Source organism: Devosia sp. ZB163 (genome assembly GCF_028613635.1).
Taxonomy (GTDB): Bacteria; Pseudomonadota; Alphaproteobacteria; order Rhizobiales; family Devosiaceae; genus Devosia_A.
The window spans coordinates 998,653-1,022,282 of record NZ_JAQRMY010000002.1 but is presented as its reverse complement, the minus strand read 5'-3'; the positions used below and the strand labels follow the sequence as shown (position 1 = coordinate 1,022,282).

Here is a 23,630-nt window from a genome sequence, read left to right as displayed (position 1 = left end):
GCCCGGCCGGGTAGGCACTCGGTATCTTCTGTGCCATAGTTTCCCTGCGATTGGGATGTGACGGCATGTGAGAGGGCAGGGCGGTGGCGGCCGCTGTCCGAACAACAGGGCGCGCCCGCCCAACAATGCGAGAAGAGGCCTCAGAATGCCCAGCGAAAAGACCCAGAACCTCCAGGACGCCTTCCTCAACCACGTTCGCAAGCAGAAGGTCCCGGTCACGATCTTTCTCGTGAACGGGGTCAAGCTGCAGGGCGTGATCACCTGGTTCGACAACTTCTGCCTGCTCCTCAGACGCGACGCGCAATCGCAGCTGGTATACAAGCACGCGATTTCCACAATCATGCCGGGAGCTCCGATCCAGTTGTTCGATCCGGAGACCCCGTCAGAGGACTGACGCAAGCCGATGGGCGACGAGTACGACGATGAGGCCGCCCAAAAGGGCGGCCCGCAGGCATTCATAGATCACCGTTTGGCGCCGACCCGGGTCGGCCTCGTGATTCCGGACGTGCGTGGGCGCGCCGCCAACCATACGATCGAGGCCCGCAAGGCCGAGTTCGAGGGGCTGGCGAGCGCGATCAACGTCGACATCGTGTTCTCCGAGATCGCCAAGGTACGCGAGGTGAAGCCGGCCACGTTCATCGGCGGCGGGCATGTCGACGAGATTGCCAAGCGGGTGAAGGCCGACGAGATCGAGCTTCTGCTCGTCGACGCGGCCTTGCATCCCATACAGCAGCGCAACCTCGAGAAGGAGACCGGCAGCAAGGTGCTTGACCGCACCGGGCTGATCCTCGAGATTTTTGGCGAGCGAGCGGCCACTCGAGAAGGTGTGCTGCAGGTCGAACTGGCGCACCTAAACTACCAGAAGAGCCGGCTCGTTCGCAGTTGGACCCACCTCGAGCGGCAACGCGGCTCAGGTGGCTTCGGCTTCATGGGCGGCCCAGGTGAAACCCAGCTGGAAAGCGACCGCCGACAGCTCCAGGATCGAATCAAGCTCCTGGAAGAACGCATTGAAAAGGTTAGGCAAACGCGTGGCCAGCAGAAGGGTCGTCGCGACGCCGTGCCGTTCCAGGTCGTGGCCCTGGTAGGCTATACCAACGCCGGAAAATCCAGCATATTCAACGCGTTGACAGGGGCAGGGGTGTTCGCCAAGGACCTGCTGTTCGCAACCCTCGACACGACGGTCCGCAAGATCGAACTGCCACATGGCCGCCAGGTCATGCTGTCCGACACTGTGGGGTTCGTTTCCGACCTGCCGACCGATCTCATCGCCGCATTCCGGGCGACGCTTGAGGAGGTGCTGGAGGCCGATGTGATCCTGCACGTTCGCGACGTCGCCAATCCGGATCATGCCGCCCAGGCCAACGATGTGCTCAAGGTACTGGAGGAACTTGGCGTCTCCGCTGAGGCTACCCCCATGATCGAGGTCTGGAACAAGGTCGACCTGCTGCCGCGGGACCCGGACGGCTCCATGCCGGCTCTCGCGACGCTGACGCCTGCCGGTAAGGTCGCGGCTTCGGTGCCGGTTTCCGCGCAGACGGGTGAGGGACTCGACAAGCTGCTCGCCACGATCGAACAGGTGCTGGCCGGGCAGGGACGCACCTACCGCGTGCTGGTTCCCCACACGGCCGGCGCCGATGTGGGCTGGCTCTATGGCCACGCCGAAATCCTCAAGAAGGAAGAGCCCGACGAGAACGGGCAGGTCTACGAGGTGCGGGTCGAGGCACGGCACAAGATGGCCTTCACCGAGCGGTTCGCCGGCCGTATCGAGGGGTCAGACGCCGCCTGAGCGCTCCTTGGCCCGGATCTCGTTCCAATACCCGTCGAGCCGGTCGAGGCCGGCTTCGGCGAGAGGGACAGCGTCTTCGTTGGCGCGGGCTTCGACGTAGCGGAAGCGACGGTCGAACTTGACGTTGGCGTCGCGCAGCGCGGATTCGCCTTCGACACCAAGCTTGCGGGCCAGGTTGGCGACTGCGAACAGCAGGTCGCCCAGCTCCTCCTGGACCTCCGCGGTGTTGCCCGCCTCCGCGGCCTCCGCGACTTCGTCGAGCTCCTCGCGGACCTTCGCCAGCGTCTGGCGCCAGTCCGGCCAGTCGAACTGCACGGAGGCGGCGCGGCGGCTGAGTTTTTCGGCGCGAGCGAGGGCGGGCAGGGCGTGCGGAACGTCGTCGAGGATGGAGGAGGGCACCTGCTTCCGTTCAGCCTTCTTCGCCCGTTCGTCGGCCTTCACCTCGTCCCACTTGGCCTTGGCGCCGCCAGCACTACGTGCGGCTTCCTCACCGAAAACATGGGGATGACGCCGGATCAGCTTCTCGGTGATGGCGTAGACGACGTCGCCGATGTCGAACAACCCACGTTCGGAGGCCATCTGCGCGTGGTAGACGGGCTGGAGCAGGAGGTCGCCAAGTTCATCGCGCAGGTCCGCATAGTCCTCGCGCTCGATAGCGTCGGCGACCTCGTAGGCCTCCTCGATGGTGTAGTGGCGGATGCTGGCGAAATCCTGCTCCAGATCCCACGGACAGCCGCCATCCGGGTTGCGAAGGGCGGCCATGATCTCGATGAGACGGGAAATGTCGCGCGAGGGCTGCATCGGTGCCTCAGGTGATATCAAAGCTGACGGCGTGGTTGCCCAGGCGGCCGACCACATGACCGGTGCCGGAGACGGGCACGAGGCCGCACAGCGAACCGGTAGTCACCACGGTGCCTGCCTTCAGCGGGAATGCCGGGTTCTGGTTCTTGGCGTAGGCGATGAACGAGTTGAGCACCGTGCCAAACGAGTGCTTGGCCGGCGCAGACCAGATCTCGTTGCCGGCGAACTCGAGGTGCACGTCGTAGTTCTCGATCTCGGCGCCGGCGTCGCGGTGAGATGGGTCGAAGACGTAGCCATACGCCGAGGCGTTGTCTGCGAGGCCGCCATTGACGCCAGACAGCGAGCGATCGGTGTAGCGCGTACCGCAGATCTCAATGCCGACGAAGTAGTGGCTGATCGCCTCGATGATGTCGATCTCGTCGCGGTTGGCGGCCTCGGTGCTGAGGTCGCTGGCCAGCACCAGGCCGACCTCGACCTCGAGCCCGGTGATCGTCGGCGACGACAGTTGCAGCGCGCCACTGTTGCCGACGCGGGAACGGTAGATCGGCGCACAGGCACCAAGGCCGTCCGGCGTGACGATCGTCTTGAGCAGCGCCGGCGTCTCGCCGAGCGCGCTCATCGTCGCGGACTGGATGCGGAGAGCGGCTGCACGATCGAGCGCAGCATAGGGGGCGGCGTCGACGTCGTGCCGGCCGGCACGCTGGGCCTCAATGAGCTGCTGGGTGAGGTCGGCTTCGGTCGGCATATCTGACAATCCTCCATTCGCATAAGATATATTATGGAACTATCTCGTTGAGCGAACTGAACGGCTGGCGGTTGTCCGTACAGCTCTACTCCAGTACCGCTGTTGCGGTGATCTCGATCCTCAGCCCCTTGGCCAGCAGTTCCTTGACCACCACTGTGGCACGGATCGGATATGGCTTGGTGTTGAAGAACTCGACATACACACGGTTCATGCCCGCCGCGTCGGCGCTGTCGACGAGGAAGATCTGCACCTGGACGATGTTGGTGAGCTCGCCACCGGCGGCGTTGATCGCTTGCTTGAGGTTCGACAGCGCCTGACGCGTCTGTGCCTCGATGTCGCCGTCGGTGATCTTGCCGGTCTTCGGATCTTCGGCCAGCACAACGAGCCAGACGTGATTGCCGGCGCGCACGCAGTCGTTGATAGGACCGCTGGACGGCGCGATGCCGGTGTTGATGACTTCAATCATTGGTGGCGTGGCTCCGTGGTGTGGCGGCGATAGTAGCGCCAGCTGTGGCTAGCGAGGACTGATGATCTCGCCTGCGGTGACGTCGATCTGCAGGCCATCGAACGCCGGCCGGACGTGGTCCGGCGTCATTGCGTCGGTCTGGGCGTAGTCGAGGTCGATATGGAGGTTGGTGAGCACTGCGTGGCGTGGGCGCAGTTCCTCGACCAGATCAAGCGCTTCGGAGAGGCTCAGGTGGCTCGGATGCGGCGTGGGCCGCAGTGCATCGAGCACCCAGGTGTGGAGCCCGCTGACGGCCCCGCGCGAGGCGTCTGGAATGCCGCTTAGGTCGCACGAGTACGCGAAATCCTGCACCCGGAAACCCAACGAGTTGATGTCGCCGTGATCCTGGCGGAACGGCAGGACGGTGATCGAACCGCCCGGCCCGTCTACGGTCAGCGGGTGGCCGGCTTCGATCAGGTGCTGGTTGAGGATCGGCGGATAGCCGGAGCCCGGCGGCGCCGTGAAGCAGTAGGCAAAGCTCGGCACGATCCGGTTGGCGGCTTCGGCGCTGAAGTAGACGTCGACGCGCCTGCGGTTGTTAAGCGCCAGGACGCGCAGGTCGTCGATGCCGTGCGTGTGGTCGGCGTGCTCGTGCGTGTAGAGCACGGCTTCGACGCGATCCACCTCGGCGCGCAGCAACTGCTCGCGCAGGTCGCAGCCGGTATCGACGATGATGCGCGTGGGTTCGTCCGAGCCGGCCGAATAGCCCTCGATCAGCAGCGAGCAGCGGCTGCGGCGGTTCTTGGGATTGTCCGGATCGCAGACGCCCCAGTGGCCGCCGATGCGCGGCACGCCACCCGACGAGCCGCATCCCATGATCGTCGCGACGATGCGCTGTGCTTCAGGCATTACGCCTTAGCCTTTGAGAACAAACGGAAAAAGTTGTCGGTCGTCTCAGTGCCGACCTGATCGAGGCCGACGCCCCGGACTTCGGCGACCTTGGCGGCGGTGTGGGCTACGAAACTCGGTTCGTTCGTGCCGCCGCGATGCGGCACGGGAGCCAGATAAGGTGCATCTGTCTCAACGAGATAGCGGTCAGCCGGAACGAATTTCGCGACCTCGCGGATCTCCTCGGCGTTCTTGAAGGTGATGATGCCGGAGAAGGAAATGTAGCCGCCCAGGTCCAGCGCCTGGCGGGCGAGATCGGCACCGCCGGTGAAGCAGTGGAGCACGAAAGGGAAGGTCCCCTGCCCCATTTCTTCAGCCAGAACCGCCCCCATATGAACGTCAGCTGAACGGGAATGGATGACCAAAGGCAGACCGGTGAGGCGCGACGCGGCGATGTGTCGGCGCAGACCGGTCTCCTGCGCCTCCTTGGGCGCGTTGTCGTAGAAGTAATCGAGACCCGCTTCGCCGATGGCGACGCACTTGGGATGCTCGCTGAGGCGGACCAGGTCCTCGGTGAAGATGTCGAGCTCCTCGTCCGCATGGTGCGGATGCGTGCCGACCGAGCACCAGACCTCGGCATTCTCCTCGGCGATGGCCCTGATCTCGTCGAAGCGCTTTACGCGCGTCGAGATGGTGACCATGCCGTCGATCCCGGCTGCCTTGGCACGGGCGAGCACGCCGGCGCGATCGGCGGCGAGTTCGGGGAAATCGAGATGGCAGTGCGAGTCGATCAGCATTGGCCTATGCCGTCTTTGCGTGCTCGAACTTCTTGAACACAGGCTCGGGCGGCGGCAAGACGGTTCCCGCGGGAACGCCGGACGCGCCGAGCGCGTGGCTCAGCAGGCGCTGATCCGCCGGTACCGCCAGGGCATCGAGGAACTTCGCCGCGGAGCCCGGGACGAACGCCTGCGCCGCGATGGCGGCGCGGCGGACGATATCGGCCGTGGTTGCGAGGATCGTGCCCATGCGCGGCAGGTCGGCCTTCAGTCCCCACGGCGCCTGGTCGGCGAAGTAGAGGTTGGCGGCGTTGAGGAGTGTCGTGAGCTCGCCGGCGGCCTCGTGGATCTGCTGGGTCTTCATGGCGAGATCCATCCTGCCGATGGTCTCCATGGCCGTGGCGACGATGGCGCGCTCGGCCTCGGTCGGCTGCGCCTCAGGGAGCGCGCCGCCAAAGTTCTTCTGGATCATCGACAGCGAGCGCTGCGCCAGGTTGCCGAAGTTGTTGGCGAGGTCGGAGTTGTTCCGGTTGATGAACTTCTCGCGGCCCCAGTCGCCGTCCTGGCCGAAGCTGACCTCGCGCACGCAGTACCAGCGGACCGGATCGGTGCCGTAGAGGTCGAGCTGCTCGTGCGGATCGACGATGTTGCCGACCGACTTCGACATCTTCTTCCCTTCCGAAGTCAGGAAGCCGTGAGCGAAGACGCGGTGCGGCACATCGATGCCGGCGCTCATCAGGAAGGCCGGCCAGTAGACGGTGTGGAAGCGGATGATGTCCTTGCCGATGACGTGCAGGTTTGCCGGCCAGAACTTCTTGAACTGCTCTGAGCTGGCATCCGGATAGCCGACGCCGGTGATGTAGTTGGTGAGCGCGTCGACCCACACGTACATCACGTGCCCTGGCGCGCCCGGCACCGGAATGCCCCAGTCGAAGGTGGTGCGACTGATCGAGATGTCGCGCAGGCCGGCCTTCACGAACGAGACGATCTCGTTGCGGCGCTCTTCAGGTGCGATGAAATCCGGCCGGTCCTCGTACAGCTTCAAAAGCCGGTCCTGATAGGCGGAGAGGCGGAAGAAGTAGCTGTCTTCCTCGACCCACTTCACCTCGGCCCCTGTTGGCGCGAACTTCTTGCCGCCTTCGCCGTCCGTAAGCTCGTCCTCGTCGAAATAGGCTTCGTCGCGGACCGAGTACCAGCCCTTGTAGGTCGACTGGTAGATGTCGCCATTGTTGCTGGCGGCCATCTTGCGCCAGATCTCCTGGCTCGCCTCGTAGTGGCGCGGCTCGGTGGTGCGGATGAAATCGTCGTTCGAGACGTCGAGGCGCGCCGCGAGGTCGCGGAAGCGGGCGGCGTTGCGGTCGGCCAGCTCGCGGGCGGTGATGCCCTGTGCGGCGGCTGTCTGCACCATCTTGATGCCGTGCTCGTCGGTGCCGGTGAGGAAGAAGGTGTCCTTCCCCTGCAGCCGGGCCCAGCGGGCAATCGCGTCGGTCGTGATCATCTCGTAGGCGTGGCCGATATGGGGCTCGCCGTTGGGATAAGCGATGGCGGTGGTGACGTAGAATGAATCGGTCATGGGGCGGACGGGGCGACGCTCAACTGATGGTGTTTCCGGATCGCGTCGAAAATGGCGACCAGGGTCTGCCGCATGTCGAGGTTGTATTCATCGGCATCGGCGAGTGAAAGCTGGGCCTTGTCCCATAGCTCGTTGGCCGAGGCAAGCCGGGCACCATCAGCGGCGAAGGCCGCGGCCTTCGCTTCATCGGCGATCCAGTCGGCAATGATGTCGCGCGCGAAGCGCAGTTCGGCCGACTCCCGGTCGCCGCCCAGTGCGTCGGCCAGCGCCAGGCGCGGAGCGGCCGAGCCGGACGGATTGGCAAGCCAGGACTGAAGCAGCGTGAGCGTGCCGCCCTCCCCCAGCAGCATGGCCTCGAAGGCCCGGCGCGGCTTGCCACCGGCAAGGGAGACAGCACGGTCGACGAGCGCCGGGTCGGCGCTGTTCTGCTCCAGGACGGTGCGGACGTCGGCATCGGACACGGGGCGCAGCGCTACCTGGAAGCAGCGGGACTTGATGGTCGGCAGGAGCGAGCCCGGTCGGTGCGAGACGAGCAGGAAGGTCGTATCCGCCGGCGGTTCCTCGAGGATTTTCAGAAGCGCGTTGGCCGAGGAGGCGTTGCAGTCGTCGATCGGATCGACGATCGCGATGCGATGTCCGGCCCGGCCGCGCGTCATGCGCATCTCCTCGATGAAGCCGCGGACTTCCTCGACTCGGATGACGGTGTAGTAGCCCTTGCCCGTGTCGCGCGGGGCCTTCCGCATCACGAACAGGTTCGGATAGGCGCCGGCCGCGACCTGGGCGGCGATGTGCTGGGGCGATTCATCGCCGGTCGCTTCGAAGATGCGCCGGGCGAGGTCGAAGGCGAGCGTGGCTTTGCCGATGCCGCGCGGACCGTGGATCAGGACGCCACCGGGCATCCGGCCGGCATTGAGCCGCTCCAGCAATGCGGCACTGGCCTGGGCATGACCGTAGACGGCCTGCTGGTACTCGGGGGGCGGGACGCCCTCAAGCTGGTCGGGTTCGCGCTGGGGGAAGTCCAATTACCCGGCCTTCCTTGCCTCGAGTTCGGGGTAGCGCCGGGTCAGCGTGTCCCAGATCTCCTGCTCGAGCGCATCCTCGGACTGGCCGGCCGGCAGGACCACGCAGCGGTCGGGATTGGCGTCGGCGATGGCGAGGAAGGCCTGCCGCAGGCGGCGGTGCCACTCGAGATCTTCCTTCTCGAAACGATCCCCGGTCTGGGCGAGCGTCTTCTCGATGGCGCGGGTGCGCACGCGGGCGAACGCGGCGGCGGGGTCCATGTCGAGAATGAAGGTGATGTCGGGCTGGTGGCCGTCGAGCGCGAGTTCCTCGAGGCCGCGGATCAGCTTCTCGTCGACGCCGCCCGTCAGGCCCTGATAGGCGCGGGTGGAATCGTGGAAGCGGTCGGAGATGACCCATTTGCCGCTGTTGAGGCTGGGGGCGATCAGTGTGCTGACGTGGTCGTAGCGGGCTGCGGCGAAGAGGACGGCTTCGGCGCCGGCGCCCCAGCTCTCGGAGCGGCCCTGCAGGAGGAAGGCCCGAACGGCCTCGGCTTTGGGGGTTCCGCCGGGTTCACGGGTGCGGACGGCTTCGATGTCCATGCGGTTGAGCCGGACGAGCAGGCGCTTGACCTGCGTGGACTTGCCGACGCCCTCGCCGCCTTCAAAGGTGATGAATCTGGCCGCGGGCTTACCCGGAACATCGAGCATTCGCCGTGCTTTCCTCTATCTTTCGTCCGGTCGAAGTCCGGGAACTTCCGCCGGTCCTTTAGAGCTAGAGCCAGCCGAGCGCCAGTTCCTTGAACGCGTCGGCTGCCTTGCGGACAATGTCGCCCTCGCCGACGTCCTCAGCGGCAAAGAGCGGCGTGACCTGTACCACAGCACCATTGCACATGACATTGAGCTGGGCGATCTGGTCGCCCTTCTTCACAGGCGGGCGAATGGGCGCCTTGTAGGTGACAGTCGCCTGCGGGCAGTTCTGGGCGCCCTTGGGCAGGAACAGGTCGATGCTGCCCTTGCCCACCAGCGGAACCTGCGCGGAGCTGCCGCCATAGACGTCGGCGTGGGAGACGACCTGGCCCTCCGGATAGACCGGGATCAGCTCGAACCCGCGGGTGCCCCAGGTGACGAGCTTGCGGGCTTCCTCGGTGCGTTCATTCATCGACTTGAGGCCGTGGAGTACGGCGATGAGGCGGCGGCCGGACGATGCGGTGGAAACCACCTCGCCATACCCGGCGGCCTCGGTGTGGCCGGTCTTCAGGCCGTCAACGCCGATACCGATCTCGAGCAGCGAATTGCGGTTCGTCTGCCGGATCTTGTTCCAGGTGAACTCCTTCTCGGCGAAGATCGGGTAGTACTCGGGGAACTGCGCGATGATAAAGCGCGCGATCGTCGCGAGGTCCCGCGCCGACGAGTACTGCGCCGGATCCGGCAGGCCCGTGGCGTTGGTGAAGTTGGAGTTGGTGAGCCCGATCTCGGTGCCGAGCTGGTTCATCATGTGGGCGAAGGCCGGCTCGCTGCCGGCGATGCCTTCGGCCAGCGCAATGGCGGCGTCGTTGCCGGACTGGATGATGACGGAGCGAACGAGGTCCATCACCTGGATCTTGGAGTTGAGCTCGGCGAACATGGTGGAACCGCCCGAGGAGGCGCCGCCGTCGCGCCAGGCGTGCTCGGAGATGAAGAACTCGTCGGTCGGCTGGAGCTTCTTGGTCTGGAGCTGGTCGAAGACCACGGCCAGCGTCATGAGCTTGGCCATGCTGGCCGGCTCGAGCTGATCGTCAGCCGCCTTGTGGAAAAGGATGGTGCCGGACTCGTAGTCCATCAGCACGGCGAACTTCGCCTTGGTGTCGAAATCCTGGGCACTGGCCACGCCGATGGCTGCCGTGAAGACAGCCAGAAAGAGCGCCAAAAGCTTCAGGCTGAAAGTCCGCACGATTCAACCCCATCGCGGCCTCCACACGGCCGTATCCGACTAATAGAGCACGAGGTCGTTCAGGCCAAGTTCCTGTGCGAGCACCATTGCGTCATTCCGGGCAACACCGGGCTTGAGGTGCGTCAGCGTGAGCCGAGTCGCATCGGCGCCAGGGATTCGCACGGCTTCCTGGTCAACTGCACCGAGGAAGGCGAAGCGGCGGGCGATTTCGTCGGCCGCGGTTGCATCGGTGAAGACCCCGAGCTGGAGCCTGATAGCCCGCTTGTCCTCGTCGACGGAGGCTACCCAGCCCTCGAGCGCGCCGGATTGGGTCGCCATGGCGTTGACGGCCGCGTGGGCGCCGGTGATGTCGCGGTCCGCGCTACCGTTCTCGGCATAGCCGAAGAGGCCGATGAAGTCGCCGAGGAGGTCGGGCCGATCGGTCGGCACGGGAGCCGCGGTGTTCATGGAGCCGAAGTTGACCCGACCGCCGGTGGTGCCGGCGGCGACGGGCCTGTCGAGCATGGCGAGGCGCGTCGTCTGCTGCTCCATATGGGTCGCACGATCGACGCTGGCGAGCAGCATGCGAGTGTCGTCGCCATTGAGCGGCGCGGGGCCGATGTACTGGACCTGCATCTGGCCGACGCCCTTGTTGGCGTAGCCGAGGATTTCGGCGGTGCGATAGCTCAGGTCCATGACCCGACCATGCAGATACGGACCGCGGTCGTTGACGCGACAGACGACCGAGCGGCCGTTCTCGACGTTGGTGACGCGGACGTAGCTCGGGAGCGGAAGGACCGGGCTGGCACAGGAGATGCCAGTGGCCGAGAAGATCTCGCCATTGGCGGTCTGGCGGCCGTGGAAGTCGTTGCCGTACCAGGAGGCGCTACCGGAGGCGACGTAGCCAACCGGGTTCTCGAGCGGTGTGTAGACCTCGCCGCGCACCGTGTAGGGCTTGCCGACCATGTTGCGGCCGCCGCCCTTGGGCGGGTTCCTGGCGTTGGAGAGGCGCGGGCTGACGGCGACGCCAAACTCCTTGGAGGTGAACGCGCCACGCTTCACATGCGGGACGGAGCCCCCTGCTCCGCCGCAGGCAGCCAGAATCGGCGCCACGAGCGTGGCGAGCACAAGCAGCCGGGTGGCTGCACGGAATTTGCGAGACGAGAAGAGCAAGTCGAAGTCAACCCAAGCCTGTTTGGCGTGGATTCTAGCCAAACCCTTTCCCGCATGCTGCGGGGGAAACGGAACGTGGTTGAGCGGGAGTTAATTTGCTTCAAATGCTGGGGATTCGGCTGTGACGTACCTGATGGGGCGCCTCTATCGGCCGTCATCCCCGGGCTTGACCCGGGGACCCATGGATGGTGCTGCCAGCTTCGAGCTTGAGGGGCGCTCCGCTGGGTCCCCGGGTCAAGCCCGGGGATGACGGTGGGGGGAATGCAAGTGTGGTGGCGGTGGGTGCGAAGGGTGGGTTCGTAGATTCTCTCGTAGCTGCGGCCTCCCAGCAGAACTAGGCCGCGGCGACGGTTTCCAGCCACTGCACCATTGCTTCGGTCACCACTTCGGGTTGTTCGGCGAGGGCCATGTGGCCTGCTTTTGGAACGATCACGAGATTCGCGTCGGGGATGCCTGTTGCCATTTCGCGGGCGGCGTCCGGGAGGGTGATGGCGTCGGCCTCGCCCACGACGACAAGCGTGGGGACCGCGATCGCCGCGAGGTCGGGTCGGGAATCGGGGCGGGCGATGATCGCGTTCTGATGGCGGATGTAGGTTTGTGGCCCGACGGATTTGGCCATGCCGGAATGGAGGGCCTTGAGCGCGGCATTGTCCAGGTGGTCGGGGTGGACGGTGTTGGGGAAGGACTGCTGCACGGCCAGGGTGAACTTCCCCTGCTCCGCCAGCGCGATGGCGGAGCGGCGCTTTTCGGTGGCTTCCGGGCTGTCAGGACGGGCCGAGGTGTCCAGCAGGGCGAGGCCCAGGACGCGGTCCCTCGCCTGCCGCATGATCTCGAAGGCGAGGTAGCCGCCCATGGAGAAGCCGGCCAGCGCGAATCCTGGCGGTGCGTCGCTCAGGATCGCGGCGGCGATCTCGGTCATGCTGCCACCCTCGGTGTGGTTGGCGACCGTCACTGGCCCGAACCGCCACAGTGCCGGCACCTGTCGGGCATAGATCTGGGCGGTGCAGCTGAGGCCGGGTATGAGCAGGATCGGGATTGCCATGAACGGGAACGTCTCGCGTGAATGTTTCGGTTCCGGCCGGCTGGCCGAAACCCCCTTGCTTGCCCGCGAACGGACAGTCATATAAAGATATCTTTATATCCCGCATGCGAAGACAGGCGGGACCTGCCGCATAGTGGCGTTACTGACGCTGGAAAGTCGAGCTATGACCTCTGCTCAAACCATTGAGATCGATAGAAATTCCTTGCCGGACGGCGAGGAGGTGCGAGCCGCGCTTACCAAGGCGGCTTCCGAACGTATCCTGATCCTCGATGGCGCCATGGGTACAATGATTCAGCAGCTGAAGCTGGATGAGGCGGCCTATCGCGGTGAGCGGTTCAAGGACTGGCACAAGGACGTGCGGGGCAACAACGACCTGCTCAACCTGACGCAGCCGGACGCGATCCGCTCGATCCATCTGCAGTATTTTCTGGCGGGCGCCGACATTGTCGAGACGAACACGTTCTCCTCGACCGACGTCGTGATGGCCGACTACGGGATGCAGGAGCTCGCCTACGAACTCAACGTCGCCGGCGCCCGGCTCGCCCGCGAGGCGGCGCAGCTGGCGTTCGAGAAGGACGGGAAGCGCCGGTTCGTCGCCGGCGCGCTCGGGCCGCTGAACAAGACGGCCTCGATGTCCACCGACGTGACTTCGCCCGGGCACCGTTCGATCACCTTCGACCAGATCGTCGTCGGCTATTCCGAGGCGATCAACGGGCTGATCGATGGTGGCGCAGACGTGCTGCTGTTCGAGACGATCACCGATACGCTCAACACCAAGGCCGGCATCTTCGCGGCGCAGCGCATCTTCGCGGAGCGCGGCTACGAGCTGCCGGTGATGATCTCGGGGACGATCACGGACCTGTCGGGCCGCACTCTGTCGGGCCAGACGCCGACGGCGTTCTGGTACTCGGTGCGACATGCCAAGCCGTTCACGATCGGGCTGAACTGCGCGCTGGGTGCGAACGCGATGCGCGCTCACGTCAATGAACTGAGCGACGTCGCCGACACGCTGATCTGCGCCTATCCGAACGCCGGACTGCCCAACGAGTTCGGCGGCTATGACGAGACGCCGGAGTTCATGGCGCGGCAGCTCGAGGGCTTTGCGCGCGACGGGTTCCTGAACATTGTCGGCGGCTGCTGCGGTTCGACCCCGGATCACATCCGGGCGATCAAGGAAGCGGTGGGCAAGTACAAGCCGCGCAGGATCCCCGAGGTGCCGACCTTGCTCCGGCTCTCGGGCCTCGAGCCCTTCACGCTGACCGAGGACATTCCGTTCGTGAACGTTGGCGAGCGGACCAACGTCACGGGCTCGGCCAAGTTCCGCAAGCTCATCACCGCCGGCGACTACACCGCGGCGCTCGATGTGGCGCGCGACCAGGTGCAGAACGGCGCGCAGGTGATCGACATCAACATGGACGAGGGCCTGATCGACTCGGTCAAGGTGATGACCGAGTTCCTGAACCTGCTCGCGGCAGAGCCCGACATCGCGCGGGTGCCGCTGATGATCGACAGCTCGAAGTTCGAGGTGATCGAGGCGGGGCTCAAGTGCGTGCAGGGCAAGCCGCTGGTCAACTCGATCTCCATGAAGGAAGGCGTCGAGAAGTTCCTCGAGACGGCCCGGCTGGTGCGCAGCTATGGCGCAGCAGTCGTCGTGATGGCCTTCGACGAACAGGGCCAGGCGGATACGTTCGAGCGCAAGGTCGGGATCTGCACCAAGGCCTACAAGCTGTTGACCGAAGAGGTCGGCTTCCCGCCCGAGGACATCGTGTTCGACCCGAATATCTTCGCGGTCGCGACGGGCATCGAAGAGCACGCGGGGTACGGCATCGCCTTCATCGAAGCGACGAGGAAGATCCGGGAAACCCTTCCGCACGCGCATATTTCCGGCGGCGTCAGCAACCTCAGCTTCTCGTTCCGCGGCAACGAGCCGGTGCGCGAGGCGATGCACTCGGTGTTCCTCTACCACGCCATCCAGGCGGGCATGGACATGGGCATCGTCAATGCCGGCCAGCTGGCGGTGTACGACACGCTGGAGCCAGGACTGCGCGAGGCCTGCGAGGACGTGATCTTCAACCGCCGGGACGATGCTACCGAGCGGCTGCTGGAGATCGCCGAGCAGTTCAAGGGACAAGCCGGCGGCGAGCAGAAGGCCAAGGATCTGGCATGGCGCACCAAGCCGGTCGGAGAGCGCATCTCGCATGCGCTGGTCAACGGCATCACCGAGTTCATCGACGAGGACACCGAGGAGGCCCGGCTGGCCTCCGAGCGGCCGCTGCACGTCATCGAGGGGCCACTGATGGCCGGAATGAGCGTGGTCGGCGACCTGTTCGGCTCGGGCAAGATGTTCCTGCCGCAGGTGGTGAAATCCGCCCGCGTGATGAAGCAGGCGGTGGCGCATCTCCTGCCCTACATGGAGGCCGAGAAAGAGGCCAACGGCGAGGCGGCGGGCCGCAAGTCAGCCGGCAAGATCCTGATGGCGACGGTGAAGGGCGATGTGCACGACATCGGCAAGAACATCGTCGGCGTGGTTTTGAGCTGCAACAACTATGAGATCATCGACCTCGGCGTGATGGTGCCGACGGCAAAGATCCTCGAGACGGCCAAGGCGGAGAACGTGGACGTGATCGGGCTGAGCGGCCTCATCACGCCGTCGCTCGACGAGATGGTGCACGTCGCCTCCGAGATGGAGCGCGAGGGCTTCACCTTGCCGCTGCTGATCGGCGGAGCGACGACATCGCGCGTGCACACGGCGGTGAAGATCCACCCGCAGTATCATGGCGGGCCAACCGTGCATGTGCATGACGCGAGCCGTGCCGTGGGCGTGGTGTCGTCGCTGCTCTCGAACGAACAGCGCCCGACCTATGTGGCGGATGTCCGCGCCGAGTACGAGCGGCTGGCGGAGAAGCACCGGCAATCGGAGGCCGAGAAGCAGCGGACCTCGCTGGCAGCGGCGCGCGCCAACCGGTTCAAGCCGAACTGGGACGGCTATGTGCCGCCCAAGCCGTCCTTCCTCGGCACGCGGGTGTTCGAGAGCTACGACCTGGCCGAGATCGCCAAGTACATCGACTGGACGCCGTTCTTCCAGGCCTGGGAGCTCAAGGGCCGCTTCCCGGCGGTGCTGGATGATCCCGCGCAGGGGCCGGCGGCGCGGCAGCTGTGGGACGATGCCCAGAAGATGCTGAAGGAAGTGATCCAGAAGAACTGGTTCCGACCCAAGGCGGTGGTCGGGTTCTGGCACGCCAACCAGGTCGGCGACGATATCCGGCTCTATACGGACGAGGACCGGAAGGACCAGCTCGCGACGTTCTTCACGCTGCGCCAGCAGTTGTCGAAGACCGGCGGCAAGCCGCACATGGCGCTGGCCGACTTCGTGGCGCCGGAGGGCACGCCGGACTATCTCGGCGGCTTTGTCGTGACTGCGGGACTCGAGGAGAACGTGATCGCCGAGCGCTTCGAGCGGCGGAACGACGACTATTCGTCGATCCTGATCAAGGCGCTGGCCGATCGCTTCGCCGAGGCGTTCGCCGAGCTGATGCACGAGCGGGTGCGCAAGGAGTTCTGGGGCTATGGCGCCTCCGAAACCTTCGCCCCGACCGAGCTGGTCGGCGAGCCCTACGCGGGCATCCGCCCTGCCCCGGGCTATCCGGCGCAGCCGGACCATACCGAGAAGACGACGCTGTTCCACCTGCTCAACGCCAAGCAGCGGATCGGGGTGGAGCTGACGGAGAGCTATGCCATGTGGCCGGGCTCGTCGGTGTCGGGCATCTACCTGAGCCACCCGGAGAGCTTCTATTTCGGCGTCGCCAAGGTGGAGCGCGACCAGGTCGAGGACTATGCCCGGCGCAAGGGCATGGCCATCCGCGAGGTCGAGCGCTGGCTCGGGCCGATCCTCAACTACACGCCGAGCTCCGGTGGGGAGGGGTGATGGCTCGTCTGGTTCACCTGGCTGCCCCTCACCCCAGCCCTCTCCCCGGAGGGGCGAGGGGACGCGTTCTGCACCGGCAGCGCCACGGGGGGATCCCACGGTGACCTCCCCTGCCCCCTTTGCGCGCCGCGATCGCTCCGTGCCGGTGATCGTGGTCACCGACAAGGCGGCGCTTGCGCGGTTCGGGGGGCGGGATACGGCGGTGGTCAAGCTTGATCCGCCGCTGCATGCGCATGCGCCGGGAACGGAGTGCATCGCGTGCGAGAGCCGCGGGAATGTGCGGGTGCTGCTGTTCGAGCTGCAGGAGAAGGTGCGGCTCGGGATGGCGGAGCCGTTCGTCCGCGTGGTGGTCGATGCCACGGAGGCGGCGGACAAGGACGCGGTGGCCGATGCGCTGGTGCCGGGGCGGCTGCCGGCGTTCGGGCTGCGCGACCATGCGGTTGCGCGGAACTTCCACCTCGCCGAGGTGGTGTAGCGGGTTGCGCTAGCGGTTAAGCCCTGCCAGACTCACGGCAATCGTCCGCCGGCGTGTCGGCGGGCGGGCGCTTGAGGGGGCGACACTTGGCTACGACACACGAACCGTTCTCGATCGATGTTGGCAGCAAGCTGCTGCTGGTGGCCATTCTGCTGATGGTGTTCGGCGTGCTGGCGACCATCCTGATGCCGGTGATGTCGATAATGGCGCCGGGGGCGACGCCGGCGAGTGTCATCGGGGCTGTCGTTCCGGGGATCGCCCTGCTCCTTGCCGGGATCGTGTTCGGCGTGATCGCCGGCATCTTCCTCACCTATGCCAAGAGGAAATACCCCGACCTCTAGTGGGCGTGCTCGGCCTTGCACTGGCTGTGATCGGCCAGCACCTCGATGATCCGGCAATCGCAGATGCGGCCGTGGGTGCATTCCTCGACCATGCGGGAGAGTTCGCCGCGCAGCGCCCTGAGGCTGGCGATGCGGCGGTCGATCTCGGCCAGGTGGTTGCGGGCGATGCTGTCGGCCTGATGGCACGAGGCCTGCGGCTGGGATGACATTTCGAGCAGCCCGCGAATGTCGTCGACGTCGAAGCCGAGTTCGCGCGAGTGGCGGATGAAGTTCAGCCGGTTGACCTCGGCCTTGCCGTAGCGGCGCTGGTTGCCCTCGGTGCGCGGGGGCTGCGGCAGCAAGCCGATCTGCTCGTAGAACCGGATGGTTGGCACCTTCACGCCGGTGCGCCGCGCCAGTTCGCCAATGGGGAGATTCATCGCCAATCCGTCCGACATTCCTCTAGTGACTAAAGGTATGTAGGCCGGGACGGCGACGATACCAAGGGGACATTTCGACCGAAGGGGCGGAGCGCCGACCGCATTGCCCCCCCTCGCGTTCCGGTCAGACCGGTTTGGGAAGTCTAGTTCTGGACGACCTGCGCGGTCGTGAAGCGGATGCAGATGCATTCACTTCCCTGGCAATGCCACTCGAGGCACATCAGCGATGTCGAACCGAAATTGCCGAAGCCTCCCCGGTTGGTGGGCGCCGCCGCCTGCGACTGTCCCTGCGCAACCGGAGCCGTTGCGTTTGTGGCCTGTTGCTGGGCGAACGCCGGCCCGGCGGCGAGAGAAGCGGCACTGAGAACTATCGTTGCTGCGATGAGCTTGAGCTTCATTTGGTACTCCTCCCTTGTTCGCACGGAGAGGGATTTCTCCCGTGCGCCCCTGGCGAACTTCAAGCAAACAACGTTCCTGCGTCCGGCGGGATTGGCGCCGGGCAACGACGTAAGGTCGTTCAGCAGAGGAAGCTTAAATTACCACCGATATTTCTGGCCGTGAAAGTCGTAAAACAACAACCACATTCTCACATTTCGGCGATACTGAAATTGTGATTTCAGTCAACGACTTCTGCCACTCTCGGTGCAGTATCGCCCGAATTTCAGCGGATTGACTCGATCGCCTGGCGCGGGGGCGGCGGCTCGCCTGAGGAGCCGCTTGCTTGCCGGTGAATGGTATCTCAAGCCTCAGTCCCAGTTCAGGGCGCCGCCGTTCTGATATTCGATGACGCGGGTTTCGAAGAAGTTCTTCTCTTTCCTGAGGTTCATCGCCTCGCTCATCCAGGGGAACGGGTTCTCGGTCTCGGCGAACACCGGGGCGAGACCGAGCCGGGCGCAGTGTCTGCGGCATTGAGTCGGGTCAATAGGCAGATTTCGAGTGGTGCGCGCTTGGGCTGGCGGCGGGTGAGTTGTTGCGCGAGGAAACCGGGCGCCGAAACAACAACGGCTCCCCAAGGGGAGCCGCTTGTTTTGGACTGCAGGATCGGGAGGGACCCTGGTGCGGTCGAGAAGACTCGAACTTCCACGCCTTGCGGCACAGCGACCTCAACGCTGCGCGTCTACCAATTCCGCCACGACCGCACGCCGAGGTAGAAGCAACACCTTTCGGCGAAGCGAGGCAGCGTGTAGCAACGCCCGGCGGATGGTGCAAGCGATTAATTCCGCTTTTGCCACAAGTGGGAAAGTGGTCCGGGGAATAGCCGGTTGGAAGCCGTGCGCAGCCCCCGATCAGGCGGGGCGGCGGACCTTTTCGGTCAGCTCGACGCTGAGACGGCCGTCTTCCACCTTCACTTCGCCACGGGCGATGAGGGTGTTGTTGGCATAGACGCGGAACGGGTCGTTCTCGGTCGTGTCGAGTTCGATCACTGCGCCACGGCCCATGCGCAGCAGGTGATGGATGGGCATGGTCGCCGCACCCAGTTCCACCGTGATATCGACTTCAATTGTGTCTAGAGTGTTCATACATAGACCACGAACGACCGCCCGCCTGAATCATGCCGGGCCCGATGGATCGGAGCATCCGATGCCCTTGCTTACCGAAGCGTTAACGACTGAGCCAATTTGCGACACCGGCGCCAAACTGATGCGTGCCGATGGGCTGCCGGTCGAATGGCGAATCTCGGACGAGCTCGTGGCCTACCCTGCGGCGCTCGAGGCGATGCGCGCCCGTGCTGCGGCCATCGCAGAGGGTACGGCCGGCGAGCAGGTGTGGTTGCTGGAGCATCCGCCGCTCTATACGGCCGGCACGTCGGCGGCGCCCGATGACCTCTTGGCGCCCAACCGATTCCCCGTCTACGACGCCGGGCGAGGCGGGCAGTACACCTATCACGGGCCGGGACAGCGGGTGGTCTACTTCATGCTCGACCTGCGCCAGCGCGGGCGCGACGTGCGCTGCCTCGTGCAGGGGCTGGAGGGGCTGGTGATCGACACGCTGGCCGCCTTCAACATCAAGGGCGAGCGGCGTGACGGGCGGATCGGTGTCTGGGTGGCGCGGCCGGACAAGGGGCCGGGTCGCGAGGACAAGATCGCGGCGATCGGCGTGCGGGTCAGCCGGTGGGTGACCTTCCACGGCATCGCCATCAACGTGTCTCCCACGCTCGGCCATTTCGACGGCATCGTGCCGTGCGGGATCACCGACCAGGGTGTGACCAGCTTCGAGGACCTCGGCCAGATCGTTTCCATGGCGGAGGTGGACGGTGCCCTGCGCGCCGCTTTCGAGCGGAGGTTCGGCGCGGCCAAGGACCTGGCGCCGGAAGCACTTGTTTCGGCGGCCTGATATCGCCATTTTCACGCCTGACCGATTCCGTTCTGGGGCTTTGGCCATGACGCTGGACGATCTCAAGAAAATCTTCCTTTCGCCCACCCTGTTCCGGCTGGAGACGATCCTGTCGCCGCGGCTGGTGCCGGTGCTGTATGTGACGGGCCTTGCGGCCCTGCTGCTGTGGTCGGTGGGCCACCTGTTCGCGAGCTTCGGTCGCAATTTCGGGGACGGGCTCTGGGGCCTGCTCGAGATCGCGGTGTACGGCGCGCTGTTCCTGATCGTGCTGCGCGTGGTGTGCGAGGTTCTCCTGGTCTTCTTCAAGGCCAACGAGGGCGTGACGCGCGCGGTGAGCCTCAGCCGCGTGCCGACGTCGCTGATCGACGAGGTTCGGGACGCCATCCACGATATCGCCGAGGATGCGCCCGACGAGGACATCGAGACCAGCGAAGAGGTTGTGCCCCCTGCCCCCACGACACCGCGCCGCACGGCGCGACGGTCGCCGCCAAGCAGCAAGCCGGACATCTGAAAGCAAGAAGGCCGCCCTGGGGCGGCCTTTTCGTTTCCGGGCTGGGTTTTTGTCGCCCACCCGATCAAGCAGTGACGCGGCTGCGGGACTTGAGCGCTCCATCGACGCTCCAGGCACCGGGGCCGGCGAAGACGAGAAACAGGAAGATGAAGCAGAAGAGCACTGCACTTTCGCCGCCGTTGGCGATCGGGATGATGTTGCCCTGCCCCATCAACGGCACGTGGACGAACCAGAAGGCGTAGGCCATCTGCCCAGCCAGCACGAAGGCGACGGGACGGGTGAAGAGGCCAAGAAGGATGGCGAGGCCGCCGAAGACTTCTAGGATGGCGGCAAGACCCATCAGGCTGAAGAGCTCGAAACCGCCGCCGCCACCCTGCGAGGCGGGAAAGCCGAACATCTTCTGCGTGCCGTGAGTCATGAAGCAGAGAGCTGTAACGATGCGAAGTACCGCCAGCGCATAGGGCTGGTATCTGTTGAGTGTGGCCTCGAAATTCATCGGTGTTGTCCTGCTGACGCCTCGGATGTGGGCGCAATTGAAGAGGACAACGCTCAAGATTCGGAGCAACTGAAGGTTTCGTACCTGACATGTTTGTGATTGCCCGTGATCCGGGACTGTCCTGCCCGTGGTGCCGGTTGCAGGGTCGGGAGGAGGATCCTCCCCCGCGTTGCAGGGGAGGTCTCGCGGATCAGGCGCTCCTGGCGCGCGCTTCGTCGATGCTCCAGGCCCCGGGGCCGGAGAAGACGAGGTAGAGGAAGGCGAAGCAGAACATGATGGCGGCGTCGCCACCGTTGTTCACCGGGAAGATGCTGTTCGGAGCGTGCGCCATCCAGTAGGCGGCGGCCATCAGGCCGGAGAGCACGAAGGCCACCGGGCGGGTGAAGATACCCACGAGGATCGCAAGGCCGCCGAAGGCTTCGAGGAAGCCCGCGAGCCCCATCAGCGAGAAATAGTCGACCGGGCCCGGCATGCCGCCGGCCGGGAGGGCGAACAGCTTCTGCGTGCCATGCGCGATGAAGAGCAATGCCGTGACGATGCGGAGCACTGCGAGAGCCTGAGGACGGTACCTGGAGAGGGAGTCGAAGTTCATAAGTGGTCTTTCAGTTGACGCCCTGGGAGGTGGGCGCCCGAAAGGAGAGCCCCGCTATCAAGATTCTGGTCAACTAAACGGTTAGTGATCGGGCGTGATCAGGGCTGCCCTGCTTCTATCGCAGAGTGCCGATCATTGCTTTTTCCACAGTTTGGCTTATATCCGCGCGCCAATGACACAAGCTCCAAAGATTGGCCTGGTCAGCCTCGGCTGCCCCAAGGCGCTCGTCGACTCCGAACGCATCATGACGACCCTGCGCTCGCAGGGTTACTCGTTCTCGCGCGACTACGAGGGCGCGGACGTCGTGCTGGTGAACACCTGCGGCTTCCTCGACAGCGCCAAGAAGGAAAGCCTCGAGGCGATCGGCGAAGCCGTCGGCGCCAACGGGCGCGTCATCGTCACCGGCTGCCTTGGCGTCGAGGAAGAGATGATCCGCGCCACGCATCCGAGCGTGCTCGCCGTCACCGGCCCGCACCAGTACGAGGATGTGGTCAACGCGGTGAACACCCATGTGCCGCCGGTGCCGAACAAGTTCGTCGACCTGGTGCCGGAAGCCGGCCTGAAGCTGACGCCGCGGCACTACGCGTACATGAAGATTTCCGAGGGCTGCAACAACCGCTGCACCTTCTGCATCATCCCGCAGATCCGCGGCGACCTGGTGTCGCGCCCGATCGCGTCGGTGCTGTACGAGGCGGAGCGGCTGGTGGCGACGGGCGTCAAGGAGATCATGGTGATCTCCCAGGACACCTCGGCCTACGGGCTCGATATCAAGTACCAGAGTTCGAAGTTCCGCGGCCGCGACGTCGAGGCGCGCTTCCAGACGCTGGCTGAGGAACTGGGCAAGATGGACGTGTGGACCCGGCTCCACTACGTCTATCCCTACCCCCACGTCGACAGCGTCATCCCGCTGATGGCCGAGGGCAAGATCCTCCCCTATCTCGATATCCCGTTCCAGCACGCCGCGCCGTCGGTGCTGAAGTCGATGCGCCGCCCGGCCAACCAGGTGAAGACGCTCGACCGGATCAAGGCCTGGCGTGCAGTGGCGCCGGACCTCGCGATCCGCTCCAACTTCATCGTCGGCTTCCCGGGCGAGACCGAGGAGGACTTCGAGTTCCTGCTCGACTGGCTGGAAGAGGCCGAGATCGACCGGATCGGCTGCTTCGAATACGAGCCGGTGACGGGCGCGCCCGCCAACGACATCGAGGGCATTGTGCCCGATGAGCTGAAGCGCGAGCGCTACGAGCGGCTGATGGAAGTGGCGCAGGACATTTCGGCGCATGTGCTGTCCAAGAAGGTCGGCCGCACCATCGACGTGCTGGTGGACGACGTGCAGCCCGAGATGGGCCGCGCTATCGGCCGCAGCCAGTGGGATGCGCCCGAGATCGACGGCACGGTGATCATCCACGAAGCCGACGGCATCAAGCCGGGCGACATGGTGTCGGTGACCGTGACGGATTCGGACGAGTACGACCTCTTCGGCGTGCCGGCGGACGTTGCTGCCCGGGACGAGCAGAAGGCCGCGGTCACCGCGTCGAAGTGATGCTTCTCCATCGTGAGCATGTGCTGACGCTGCCCGGCGGCGGCACCATGGCGCTCGGGCGGACCGCCCGGGTGATGGGCATCCTCAATGTGACGCCGGACAGCTTTTCCGATGGCGGCCGGTTCGATGCCGTGCCGGCGGCGCGATCTCATGCCCAGGTGCTGGCCGCGGAAGGCGCAGATATCATCGACGTGGGCGGCGAGAGCACAAGGCCGGGCGCCGACGAGGTGGGGGCGGACGATGAGATCGGCCGCGTCCTCCCGGTGATCGAGGCGCTGCGGGGCGATGGCGTGCAGCTGCCGATCTCGATCGACAGCTACAAGGCCGCCGTTGCGGCACGGGCGCTCGATGCGGGCGCCGACATCGTCAACGACGTCTACGGGCTGCAGCGCGACCCTGAGCTGGCGACGGTTGCAGCGGATCGCGGTGCCCCGATCATCGCGATGCACTGGGACAAGGACCGGGACAGCAGCCGCGATCTCATCGATGAGATGCGCCGCTATTTCGAGCGCACGCTCGGGATCGCGGAAGATGCCGGCGTGGTGCGGAGCCAGATCGCGCTCGATCCGGGCTTCGGGTTCGCCAAGTCGCTCGAGGAGAACTACGAGCTGCTGCGGCGACTGCCGGAGCTGGTGGCGCTGGGCTTTCCGGTGCTCGTCGGGACGTCGCGGAAGTCGATGATCGGGCGGTTGCTGGATGTGCCGGCGGACCAGCGCGTGGCGGGAACCGTGGCGACGTCGGTGCTCGGCTATGCCGCGGGCGCCCAGATTTTTCGCGTGCATGACGTGCGGCCCAACCGCGACGCCCTGCGCGTGGCCGAAGCGGCCCTGTATGGGCCCGCGCAACCAGGACTTTGAC

General features: G+C 65.3%; 25 protein-coding genes, 1 tRNA gene and 1 pseudogene. 9 read left to right on the top strand and 18 right to left on the bottom strand.

Going from position 1 to position 23,630, the window contains the following annotated elements; all coding sequences use genetic code 11:
* Positions 1 to 145: 145 nt before the first annotated feature.
* A complete protein-coding gene (gene hfq, locus PRN20_RS13285) occupies positions 146 to 394 on the top strand; it encodes an RNA chaperone Hfq (RefSeq protein ID WP_273957884.1) in 249 nt (82 codons plus the stop codon).
* A gap of 9 nt (positions 395 to 403) precedes the next feature.
* Positions 404 to 1,786: a GTPase HflX gene (gene hflX / locus PRN20_RS13280; RefSeq protein WP_273957883.1), complete on the top strand. Its 1,383-nt coding sequence runs from the start codon at positions 404 to 406 to the stop codon at positions 1,784 to 1,786.
* On the opposite strand, the gene mazG is transcribed toward hflX, so the two are convergent.
* The 11 genes from mazG to PRN20_RS13225 form a co-directional block, all read right to left on the bottom strand.
* Entirely contained in the window at positions 1,772 to 2,587 is an 816-nt protein-coding gene (mazG, locus tag PRN20_RS13275; protein ID WP_273957881.1) for a nucleoside triphosphate pyrophosphohydrolase, read from the bottom strand. The genes hflX and mazG overlap by 15 nt on opposite strands.
* Before the next feature lie 7 nt (positions 2,588 to 2,594).
* Complete coding sequence (locus tag PRN20_RS13270; RefSeq protein WP_273957880.1) at positions 2,595 to 3,332, bottom strand: hypothetical protein; 738 nt, start codon at positions 3,330 to 3,332, stop codon at positions 2,595 to 2,597.
* An 85-nt stretch (positions 3,333 to 3,417) separates the two neighbouring features.
* Entirely contained in the window at positions 3,418 to 3,798 is a 381-nt protein-coding gene (locus tag PRN20_RS13265) for a RidA family protein (RefSeq protein WP_273957878.1), read from the bottom strand.
* Positions 3,799 to 3,846: 48 nt separating this feature from the next.
* Complete coding sequence (locus tag PRN20_RS13260; RefSeq protein WP_273957877.1) at positions 3,847 to 4,686, bottom strand: MBL fold metallo-hydrolase; 840 nt, start codon at positions 4,684 to 4,686, stop codon at positions 3,847 to 3,849.
* Positions 4,686 to 5,462 (bottom strand): TatD family hydrolase, encoded by a 777-nt coding sequence (locus tag PRN20_RS13255; RefSeq protein ID WP_273957876.1) that lies wholly within the window; start codon positions 5,460 to 5,462, stop codon positions 4,686 to 4,688. The genes PRN20_RS13260 and PRN20_RS13255 overlap by 1 nt, the downstream gene beginning before the upstream one ends.
* A gap of 4 nt (positions 5,463 to 5,466) precedes the next feature.
* Complete coding sequence (gene metG / locus PRN20_RS13250; protein ID WP_273957875.1) at positions 5,467 to 7,014, bottom strand: methionine--tRNA ligase; 1,548 nt, start codon at positions 7,012 to 7,014, stop codon at positions 5,467 to 5,469.
* On the bottom strand, positions 7,011 to 8,036 hold the full coding sequence (locus PRN20_RS13245) for an AAA family ATPase (RefSeq protein WP_273957874.1): 1,026 nt from the start codon (positions 8,034 to 8,036) through the stop codon (positions 7,011 to 7,013). Before PRN20_RS13245 ends, metG begins: the two co-directional genes overlap by 4 nt.
* Positions 8,037 to 8,723 (bottom strand): dTMP kinase, encoded by a 687-nt coding sequence (tmk, locus tag PRN20_RS13240; RefSeq protein ID WP_273957873.1) that lies wholly within the window; start codon positions 8,721 to 8,723, stop codon positions 8,037 to 8,039.
* A gap of 64 nt (positions 8,724 to 8,787) precedes the next feature.
* The gene (locus PRN20_RS13235) at positions 8,788 to 9,945 is read right to left on the bottom strand and encodes a D-alanyl-D-alanine carboxypeptidase family protein (RefSeq protein ID WP_273957872.1); all 1,158 of its coding nucleotides are present in this window, start codon (positions 9,943 to 9,945) and stop codon (positions 8,788 to 8,790) included.
* A 39-nt stretch (positions 9,946 to 9,984) separates the two neighbouring features.
* A complete protein-coding gene (locus PRN20_RS13230) occupies positions 9,985 to 11,097 on the bottom strand; it encodes a septal ring lytic transglycosylase RlpA family protein (protein ID WP_273957871.1) in 1,113 nt (370 codons plus the stop codon).
* A gap of 334 nt (positions 11,098 to 11,431) precedes the next feature.
* Positions 11,432 to 12,139, bottom strand: coding sequence for an alpha/beta fold hydrolase (locus PRN20_RS13225; RefSeq protein ID WP_273957870.1), 708 nt, complete (start codon positions 12,137 to 12,139; stop codon positions 11,432 to 11,434).
* A 163-nt stretch (positions 12,140 to 12,302) separates the two neighbouring features.
* Between PRN20_RS13225 and metH the strand changes: the two genes are divergently transcribed.
* The 3 genes from metH to PRN20_RS13210 all read left to right on the top strand — a co-directional run bounded on the left by metH (position 12,303) and on the right by PRN20_RS13210 (position 16,880).
* Positions 12,303 to 16,064: a methionine synthase gene (gene metH, locus PRN20_RS13220; RefSeq protein ID WP_273957869.1), complete on the top strand. Its 3,762-nt coding sequence runs from the start codon at positions 12,303 to 12,305 to the stop codon at positions 16,062 to 16,064.
* A gap of 100 nt (positions 16,065 to 16,164) precedes the next feature.
* Positions 16,165 to 16,539: a hypothetical protein gene (locus PRN20_RS13215; protein ID WP_273957868.1), complete on the top strand. Its 375-nt coding sequence runs from the start codon at positions 16,165 to 16,167 to the stop codon at positions 16,537 to 16,539.
* 86 nt (positions 16,540 to 16,625) lie between these two features.
* Positions 16,626 to 16,880, top strand: coding sequence for a hypothetical protein (locus PRN20_RS13210; RefSeq protein WP_273957867.1), 255 nt, complete (start codon positions 16,626 to 16,628; stop codon positions 16,878 to 16,880).
* Here PRN20_RS13210 and PRN20_RS13205 read toward each other — a convergent pair.
* From PRN20_RS13205 to PRN20_RS13185, 5 genes and pseudogenes are all read right to left on the bottom strand, one after another.
* A complete protein-coding gene (locus tag PRN20_RS13205; protein WP_273957866.1) occupies positions 16,877 to 17,299 on the bottom strand; it encodes a MerR family transcriptional regulator in 423 nt (140 codons plus the stop codon). The two genes, PRN20_RS13210 and PRN20_RS13205, sit on opposite strands and share 4 nt — an antisense overlap.
* A 143-nt stretch (positions 17,300 to 17,442) precedes the next feature.
* The gene (locus tag PRN20_RS13200) at positions 17,443 to 17,697 is read right to left on the bottom strand and encodes a hypothetical protein (RefSeq protein WP_273957865.1); all 255 of its coding nucleotides are present in this window, start codon (positions 17,695 to 17,697) and stop codon (positions 17,443 to 17,445) included.
* Positions 17,698 to 18,045: 348 nt separating this feature from the next.
* A pseudogene (locus PRN20_RS13195) lies at positions 18,046 to 18,201 on the bottom strand (ribonucleotide-diphosphate reductase subunit beta); the annotation flags it as partial.
* 152 nt (positions 18,202 to 18,353) lie between these two features.
* Positions 18,354 to 18,438: transfer RNA gene (locus PRN20_RS13190), tRNA-Leu, on the bottom strand.
* A gap of 147 nt (positions 18,439 to 18,585) precedes the next feature.
* The gene (locus PRN20_RS13185; protein ID WP_273957864.1) at positions 18,586 to 18,819 is read right to left on the bottom strand and encodes a FliM/FliN family flagellar motor switch protein; all 234 of its coding nucleotides are present in this window, start codon (positions 18,817 to 18,819) and stop codon (positions 18,586 to 18,588) included.
* 121 nt (positions 18,820 to 18,940) lie between these two features.
* Between PRN20_RS13185 and lipB the strand changes: the two genes are divergently transcribed.
* Both lipB and PRN20_RS13175 read left to right on the top strand, forming a co-directional pair.
* Entirely contained in the window at positions 18,941 to 19,633 is a 693-nt protein-coding gene (lipB, locus tag PRN20_RS13180; RefSeq protein ID WP_273958092.1) for a lipoyl(octanoyl) transferase LipB, read from the top strand.
* Positions 19,634 to 19,679: 46 nt separating this feature from the next.
* Positions 19,680 to 20,144, top strand: a complete 465-nt coding sequence (locus tag PRN20_RS13175) for a DUF4282 domain-containing protein (protein WP_273957863.1) — start codon at positions 19,680 to 19,682, stop codon at positions 20,142 to 20,144.
* Positions 20,145 to 20,208: 64 nt separating this feature from the next.
* On the opposite strand, the gene PRN20_RS13170 is transcribed toward PRN20_RS13175, so the two are convergent.
* The gene (locus PRN20_RS13170; protein WP_273957862.1) at positions 20,209 to 20,640 is read right to left on the bottom strand and encodes a DoxX family protein; all 432 of its coding nucleotides are present in this window, start codon (positions 20,638 to 20,640) and stop codon (positions 20,209 to 20,211) included.
* Between the two features lie 190 nt (positions 20,641 to 20,830).
* Positions 20,831 to 21,232, bottom strand: coding sequence for a DoxX family protein (locus PRN20_RS13165; RefSeq protein WP_273957861.1), 402 nt, complete (start codon positions 21,230 to 21,232; stop codon positions 20,831 to 20,833).
* Between the two features lie 172 nt (positions 21,233 to 21,404).
* Between PRN20_RS13165 and rimO the strand changes: the two genes are divergently transcribed.
* The gene (rimO, locus tag PRN20_RS13160) at positions 21,405 to 22,772 is read left to right on the top strand and encodes a 30S ribosomal protein S12 methylthiotransferase RimO (RefSeq protein ID WP_273957860.1); all 1,368 of its coding nucleotides are present in this window, start codon (positions 21,405 to 21,407) and stop codon (positions 22,770 to 22,772) included.
* Positions 22,772 to 23,629 (top strand): dihydropteroate synthase, encoded by an 858-nt coding sequence (folP, locus tag PRN20_RS13155; RefSeq protein ID WP_273957859.1) that lies wholly within the window; start codon positions 22,772 to 22,774, stop codon positions 23,627 to 23,629. Before rimO ends, folP begins: the two co-directional genes overlap by 1 nt.
* Position 23,630: the final 1 nt, after the last annotated feature.

Bases quoted from the DNA above. Each gene is read 5' to 3' on its own strand.
- PRN20_RS13165 (WP_273957861.1), bottom strand. From the start codon at position 21,232: ATGAACTTCGACTCCCTCTCCAGGTACCGTCCTCAGGCTCTCGCAGTG.
- PRN20_RS13270 (WP_273957880.1), bottom strand. From the start codon at position 3,332: ATGCCGACCGAAGCCGACCTCACCCAGCAGCTCATTGAGGCCCAGCGT.
- PRN20_RS13260 (WP_273957877.1), bottom strand. From the start codon at position 4,686: ATGCCTGAAGCACAGCGCATCGTCGCGACGATCATGGGATGCGGCTCG.
- rimO (WP_273957860.1), top strand. From the start codon at position 21,405: ATGACACAAGCTCCAAAGATTGGCCTGGTCAGCCTCGGCTGCCCCAAG.
- metG (WP_273957875.1), bottom strand. From the start codon at position 7,014: ATGACCGATTCATTCTACGTCACCACCGCCATCGCTTATCCCAACGGC.
- PRN20_RS13255 (WP_273957876.1), bottom strand. From the start codon at position 5,462: ATGCTGATCGACTCGCACTGCCATCTCGATTTCCCCGAACTCGCCGCC.
- PRN20_RS13185 (WP_273957864.1), bottom strand. From the start codon at position 18,819: ATGAACACTCTAGACACAATTGAAGTCGATATCACGGTGGAACTGGGT.
- lipB (WP_273958092.1), top strand. From the start codon at position 18,941: ATGCGTGCCGATGGGCTGCCGGTCGAATGGCGAATCTCGGACGAGCTC.
- mazG (WP_273957881.1), bottom strand. From the start codon at position 2,587: ATGCAGCCCTCGCGCGACATTTCCCGTCTCATCGAGATCATGGCCGCC.
- PRN20_RS13175 (WP_273957863.1), top strand. From the start codon at position 19,680: ATGACGCTGGACGATCTCAAGAAAATCTTCCTTTCGCCCACCCTGTTC.
- tmk (WP_273957873.1), bottom strand. From the start codon at position 8,723: ATGCTCGATGTTCCGGGTAAGCCCGCGGCCAGATTCATCACCTTTGAA.
- hfq (WP_273957884.1), top strand. From the start codon at position 146: ATGCCCAGCGAAAAGACCCAGAACCTCCAGGACGCCTTCCTCAACCAC.
- PRN20_RS13265 (WP_273957878.1), bottom strand. From the start codon at position 3,798: ATGATTGAAGTCATCAACACCGGCATCGCGCCGTCCAGCGGTCCTATC.
- PRN20_RS13205 (WP_273957866.1), bottom strand. From the start codon at position 17,299: ATGAATCTCCCCATTGGCGAACTGGCGCGGCGCACCGGCGTGAAGGTG.
- PRN20_RS13200 (WP_273957865.1), bottom strand. From the start codon at position 17,697: ATGAAGCTCAAGCTCATCGCAGCAACGATAGTTCTCAGTGCCGCTTCT.
- metH (WP_273957869.1), top strand. From the start codon at position 12,303: ATGACCTCTGCTCAAACCATTGAGATCGATAGAAATTCCTTGCCGGAC.
- PRN20_RS13225 (WP_273957870.1), bottom strand. From the start codon at position 12,139: ATGGCAATCCCGATCCTGCTCATACCCGGCCTCAGCTGCACCGCCCAG.
- PRN20_RS13170 (WP_273957862.1), bottom strand. From the start codon at position 20,640: ATGAATTTCGAGGCCACACTCAACAGATACCAGCCCTATGCGCTGGCG.
- folP (WP_273957859.1), top strand. From the start codon at position 22,772: ATGCTTCTCCATCGTGAGCATGTGCTGACGCTGCCCGGCGGCGGCACC.
- hflX (WP_273957883.1), top strand. From the start codon at position 404: ATGGGCGACGAGTACGACGATGAGGCCGCCCAAAAGGGCGGCCCGCAG.